This is a genomic window from Pseudomonas sp. GW821-FHT09E04, from assembly GCF_059416185.1.
Genome location: NZ_JBWKOR010000002.1, coordinates 211,294 through 218,217, shown reverse-complemented (window position 1 = coordinate 218,217; position 6,924 = coordinate 211,294). Strand labels below are relative to the sequence as shown.

General features: G+C 62.1%; 2 protein-coding genes. One reads left to right on the top strand and one right to left on the bottom strand.

Going from position 1 to position 6,924, the window contains the following annotated elements; all coding sequences use genetic code 11:
• Window positions 1–5,929 (top strand): cadherin-like domain-containing protein (locus AC07N4_RS07275; RefSeq protein ID WP_493065477.1); only part of this gene is annotated, 5,929 nt, incomplete at its 5' end.
• A 181-nt stretch (window positions 5,930–6,110) separates the two neighbouring features.
• Here the strand turns inward: AC07N4_RS07275 and AC07N4_RS07270 are convergent.
• Window positions 6,111–6,488 carry a DUF6124 family protein gene (locus AC07N4_RS07270; RefSeq protein ID WP_493065478.1) on the bottom strand — a complete coding sequence of 126 codons (378 nt, stop codon included), beginning with the start codon at window positions 6,486–6,488 and terminating at the stop codon, window positions 6,111–6,113.
• Window positions 6,489–6,924: the final 436 nt, after the last annotated feature.

Genomic DNA, 6,924 nt, shown 5'->3' with positions numbered 1-6,924 from the left:
CGATTCCGACGGCGATACCAGCACCGCAAACCTCGTGCTGCAAATCCACAACAACGACGATCCGGTGACCATCAGCGGTCTCGACGTAAACGGCGGTGAACTCACCGTCTTCGAGAAAAACCTCAGCACCGGCAGTGCGCCGGACGCCACAGCGTTGACCCAAAGTGGCACGTTCACCATCACAGCTTTGGACGGCGTGACCACGCTGACCGTGGGTGGCATTGCCGTGGTCACTAACGGCGTAGCCGCAGGCTTCCCACAATCGGTGACCACGCCGCTGGGCAGCACGCTGACCATCACCGGCTTCAACGCTACGACGGGCGTCGTCAGCTACAGCTATACCCTGGACCACAACGACGCACACCCAACAGCCAACGGCGCCAACACCCTGAGTGAGCAGTTCGCCGTCACCGTGGTCGATGACAACGGCACCACCGCCAATGCGTCGTTGGACGTGAACATCGTCGACGACCTGCCGAAAGGCGTGGATGACAGCAACGCCGGCACCGCCTCGGAAACCAGCCTGACGCTGACTGGCAACGTTCTGACCAATGACGTGCAAGGCGCCGACCGCGTCCCGACCGGACCGAATGCCGGGCCGATCACTGCCGGCACTTTCACTGGGACTTACGGCACCCTGGTGTTGAATGCCAATGGCACTTACACCTACACCCTCAACACCAACGATGCAGACTTCAAAAATCTGCACGGTGGCGGAAACGGGACTGAAACCTTCACCTACACCATCACCGATTCCGACGGCGATACCAGCACCGCAAACCTCGTGCTGCAAATCCACAACAACGACGATCCGGTGACCATCAGCGGCCTCGATGTGAACGGTGGTGAACTCACCGTCTTCGAGAAAAACCTCAGCACCGGTAGCGCACCGGATGCCACCGCCCTGACTCAGAGCGGCACGTTCACCATCACGGCGCTGGACGGTGTGACCACGCTGACCGTGGGTGGCATTGCTGTCGTCACCAACGGTATAGCCGCAGGCTTCCCGCAATCGGTCACGACTCCGCTGGGCAGCACGCTGACCATCACCGGGTTCAATGCCACGACCGGCGTCGTCAGTTACAGCTACACCCTCGACCACAACGATGCCCACCCAACAGCCAACGGCGCCAACACCCTGAGTGAGCAATTCGCCGTCACCGTGGTCGACGACAACGGCACCACCGCCAACGCCAACCTCGACGTCAACATCGTCGACGACCTGCCAAAAGGCGTAAACGACAGCAACGCCGGCACGGCATCGGAAACCAATCTGACGCTGACCGGCAACGTCCTGACCAACGACGTGCAAGGCGCCGATCGCGTCCCAACCGGCCCCAACGCTGGCCCGATCACCGCCGGCACTTTCACCGGGACTTACGGCACCTTGGTGCTGAACGCCAACGGCACTTACACCTACACCCTCAACACCAACGATGCGGACTTCAAAAACCTGCACGGCAATGGCAACGGCACCGAGACTTTCACCTACACCATCACCGATTCGGACGGCGATACCAGCACCGCGAATCTGGTGTTGCAAATCCACAACAACGACGATCCGGTAACTATCAGTGGCCTCGATGTGAACGGTGGTGAACTCACCGTCTTCGAGAAAAACCTCAGCACCGGTAGCGCACCGGATGCCACCGCCCTGACTCAGAGCGGCACGTTCACCATCACGGCGTTGGACGGTGTGACCACGCTGACTGTCGGTGGAATCGCTGTCGTCACCAACGGCGTGGCCGCAGGCTTCCCGCAATCGGTCACGACTCCGTTGGGAAGCACGCTGACCATCACCGGCTTCAACGCTACGACCGGCGTCGTCAGTTACAGCTACACCCTCGACCACAACGACGCCCACCCAACCGCCAACGGCGCGAATACCCTGAGTGAGCAGTTCGCCGTCACCGTGGTGGATGACAACGGCACTACCGCCAATGCGTCGCTGGACGTCAACATCGTCGACGACCTGCCAAAAGGCGTAAACGACACCAACGCCGGCACCGCCTCGGAAACCAACCTCACCTTGACCGGCAACGTCCTGACCAACGACGTGCAAGGCGCCGACCGCGTCCCAACCGGCCCCAATGCCGGCCCGATCACCGCCGGCACTTTCACCGGGACTTATGGCACCCTGGTGCTGAACGCCAACGGCACCTACACCTACACCCTCAACACCAACGATGCGGACTTCAAAAACCTGCACGGCAATGGCAACGGCACCGAGACCTTCACCTACACCATCACCGACTCGGACGGCGACGCAAGCACCGCGAACCTCGTACTGCAGATCCACAACAACGACGATCCGGTGATTCTCAACGGCCTCGACGTAAACGGTGGCGAGCTCACTGTTTTCGAGAAAAACCTCAGCAACGGCACTGCGCCGGATGCGACGGCGCTGACCCAAAGCGGCACCTTCACCGTCACCGCCCTCGACGGTCTGCAAACCCTCACCGTCGGCGGTATCGCCGTGGTGACCAATGGCGTAGCCGCAGGCTTCCCGCAATCGGTCGTCACGCCGCTGGGCAGCACGCTGACCATCACCGGTTACAACCCGGCCACGGGCGTGGTGAGTTACAGCTACACCCTGGTGGATCACGAAACCCACCCGACCGGCAACGGCGCCAACAGCATCACCGAGAACTTTAACGTGGTGGCTACCGATGGCGATGGCAGCACCGCGTCTGGGCAGATCAACGTCAACATCGTCGATGACCTGCCGACCGCCAAGGCCGACACCGGCTCGGTGGTGGAGGGCGGCACGGTCAATATCAGCGTACTGGGCAACGACGTCACCGGTGCCGATGGCCCGGCGGCGGGCGGTGCGGTGGTGGGCGTGCGGGCTGGCAGCAACACCGCGACCTCGGCCATCGGCGGCCTCAACAGCAACATCAACGGCACCTACGGCTACCTGACCCTGGATGCGGCCGGCAACGCCGTTTATCACAGCAACCCGAACTCGGTGAGCCCAGCGGGCGCCACCGACACCTTCACCTACACCATCCGCGACAGTGACGGTGACGAAAGCACCACCACCATCACCGTCAACGTCGCCGACAGCAAACTCGTGGCCTCGGTCGATCAGGACGTGACCGTCTACGAAAAAGCCCTCGACCTGACCAAGGACGGGCAAGACCTAGCCCCCGGAACGGTCACCGGCAGCGATCCGACCAACACCGGCGAAACCGCCACCGGCACGCTGGTCGGCGCGGTCACCGGCGGCAGCGGCGTTATCACTTACACCCTGGTCGGTAGCGCCACCGGCACCTATGGACAGATCCTGCTCAACCCCGACGGCACGTACACCTACACCCTGACCTCGGCGCCGAAAACCACGCCGAACGCCAACGACGGGCCGAACACCCTGAGCGAAAGTTTCACCTACAAGGCCACCGATGCGCTGGGCAACAGCACCACCAGCACCATCGTGGTCAACATCGTCGACGATGTGCCAAAAGCGGTGGCGTCGGATCGGTCGGTGGCGGCGGTGGAGATCGACTCCAACATCCTGATCGTGCTCGACATCTCCGGCAGTATGGCCGACGCCTCCGGCGTGCCGGGCCTGTCGCGGCTGGACCTGGCCAAGCAGGCGATCAGTGCCTTGCTCGACAAGTACGATGATCTGGGCGATGTGAAAGTGCAGCTCGTTACCTTCAGCAGCAACGCCACCGACCGCACGACGGTGTGGGTCGATGTGGCGACGGCCAAGACCCTGCTCGCCGGCCTCAGCGCCGGTGGCGGCACCAACTACGATGCGGCCGTGGCGACCATGCAGACCGCGTTCAACACCTCGGGCAAACTCACCGGGGCGCAGAACGTCGGCTACTTCTTCTCCGACGGCAAACCCACCACCGGCCAGGAAATCGGTACCGCCGACGAGACCGCGCTGAAAAACTTCCTCGATGCCAACAACATCAAGAACTATGCGATCGGCCTGGGCAACGGCGTCAGTAACGCCAACCTCGATCCACTGGCCTACGACGGCATCAGCCACACCAACACCAATGCAGTGGTGGTCACCGACCTCAATCAACTGAACTCGGTGCTGTCCGGCACCGTGGTCGGCGCGCCGGTCACCGGTTCGCTGCTGGGTGACAGTGGTTCGTTCGGCGCCGATGGCGGTTTCATCAAATCCATCGTGGTGGACGGTACCACCTACACCTACGACCCGAAAGCCAACAGCGGCCAGGGTTCGCTGACCGCCAGCGGCGGCACCAACCACGGCACCTTCGACACGGTGAACAACACCCTGAGCATCGCCACCAACAACAGCGGCACCCTGGTGATCAACCTCGACACCGGCGACTACAGCTACACCTCGCAAAAAACCACCACGACGGTGATCACCGAGAACATCGGCTTTACCCTCAGCGACAACGATGGCGACCTCGCCAGCTCGACGCTGACGGTGAAAGTGATCCCCAACTCGCCTCCGGTGGCGGTGGACGACCACATCATCACCAACGTGCTGTCGAGCAATGTCGTGGTTCCGGGCGAGTTGCTGCTGGCCAACGACACCGATCCGGACAACGACACACTCAACGCTTCGCCAACCACCTTCAACACCGGTTGGGTCGCCAAGGGGGCGGACTTCACCGGCAGCGGCGCGATCAGCTTCACCGGCACCAGCAACACCGCCGCCAACCAGAACCTGGCGGATGTACGCAATTCCTTCGCAGCCAACACGGCGGCCATGACGGCGGTGCTGGTGGTCAGCGGCTACCTCGGTGCGGTGACCAACGCCAATGCCAACGATGAAGACCTCATCACCGTCAAACTGAAACAAGGCGAGACCCTCAACCTCGACCACAACCTGGCGGCCGGCCACATCACCATGGAGTACTCGGTGAACGGCGGGGCGTTCGTCAGCATCGCCGACGGCGGTACCATCACCGCCAGCGCCGATGGCACGTACCAGATCCACGTGACCAACATCACCAACACCAGCGGCAGCAACACCAATGCCGCGGAAAACTATCAACTGACCATGACGGTCAACTACGCCGGGGCCCACGACATCACCCCGGACTACCACGGCACCTACACCGCCAACGACAACCACGGCGGCAACGACACCGCCAACGTGACCATCAGCTATCAGGACGGCCACACCCTCACCGGGACTTCCGGCGATGACGTGCTGGTGGCGGGCAGCGGCGACAACATCCTCAACGGTGGCGACGGCAACGACGTGCTCACCGCCGGCTCCGGCAACAACGAACTGCACGGCGGCGCCGGCAACGACTTGCTCTACAGCGGCCCGGGCAACGACATCCTCGATGGCGGCACCGGAATCGACACGGTCAGCTATGCCCATGCGACGGCCGGGGTTACGGTCAACCTGAGCCTGCTCGGTGCGCAAAACACCCTCGGCGCGGGCATCGACACCCTCAGCAACGTCGAAAACCTCGTCGGCTCGAACTTCAACGACACCCTCACCGGCGACAACAATAACAACGTGATCAATGGAGGCCTGGGCAACGACATCCTCAACGGTGGCGGCGGTGACGATCTGCTGATCGGCGGGATGGGCAACAACACCCTGACCGGCGGGCCGGGCGCCGACACCTTCCAGTGGCTCAAGGGCAACAGCGGTCACGACACCGTCACCGACTTCACCCCCGGCACCGACAAGCTCGACCTGTCGCAACTGCTGCAAGGTGAAAACGGCACGTCGGCGTCACTGGATGACTACCTGCACTTCACCGTCACCGGCAGCGGCGCCTCGGTGGTCACCAGCATCGACGTCAGCGCCATGGCCGGTGCCACGCCGAACCAGACCATCGACCTGGCCGGCGTCAACCTCGCCAGTCACTACGGTGTAACGCCGGGCGCGGGTGGGTTGATCGCCAGCGGGCATGACACGGCGACGATCATCAACGGGATGCTGAATGATCATTCGTTGAAGGTGGATACGGTGTGAGCGGGGGCTGAAACGACAAAACCCGCCGTCCCGATCAACCGGGGCGGCGGTTTTTTTGCGCGTTGATCGTTCCCACGCTCCGCGTGGGAATGCAGCCCGGGACGCTCCGCGTCCCAAAGAGCGGACGCAGAGCGTCCATTGAGGCATTCCCACGCAGAGCGTGGGAACGATCAGGCGGCGGTCAAACTACAGCGGGCGCCTCAGCCTTCAACTCCAGATTATCCAGCGCCCGATTCACCGCCAGCTCACCCAGCATGATCAACTGCGCAATCCCCAGCAGCACATGCCGTTGCGAGCCGTCCACCAACCCGGCGAAATCATTGGCCATGGTTTTGGCCGAGGTCAGGGTTTCGCAGGCGTCGGCCAGCAGTTCTTCGCTGTCGATACCGGGGGCGATGAGGTAGCGGGTGTTGGATTTGAGCAGCGGTTTTCGGGGGAGGAGGGGATTGAGGTAGTGATCGAGGGCGCGTTCGGCGGCTTCGTGGAATTTCTTGGAATCGAGGGTTTCGTAGGGCGAAGTCGAATCGACTTCCGGCGGGTTTGGCGTGGGTTTGATCATGGGTAAAGCCTCTAGAGTAGTGGAGGCGCCACGCTTCGCTGCTAAACGAAAGAGGTGGCGGCCGTACGCGGGTTAGCAGACCAGGACTCTAGAACCCGGCGCACCGAAGTGCCCCACGCAAAGCCGCCATAACGTGAACGGACAGGCGTGAGCCTGATCACGAACGAACGGCATTGTGCGTCTAGAGTAGATCCGGGCTGCTAAACCCGATCGCTGCTTTTCAGCGACCGCCAAACAATAGAACCCGCCCCCAAAGCGCACAAGCCGGCGGATTCTGGCGGATGAGTAGGCAAAGGCGCAAGGTGGCGTGGCTTTGCGGACATAACCTTCAACATTATTCAACGTGAACTGTCGTTAACGTTGAAATGACAAAACCCGCCTTCCCCATTGGAGGGGAAGGCGGGTTTTCATGGTAGGGGCTGGTATATAAATACGT

Excerpts from the sequence above, each read along its gene's own strand:
- AC07N4_RS07270 (WP_493065478.1), bottom strand. The coding sequence starts at position 6,488 with ATGATCAAACCCACGCCAAACCCGCCGGAAGTCGATTCGACTTCGCCC.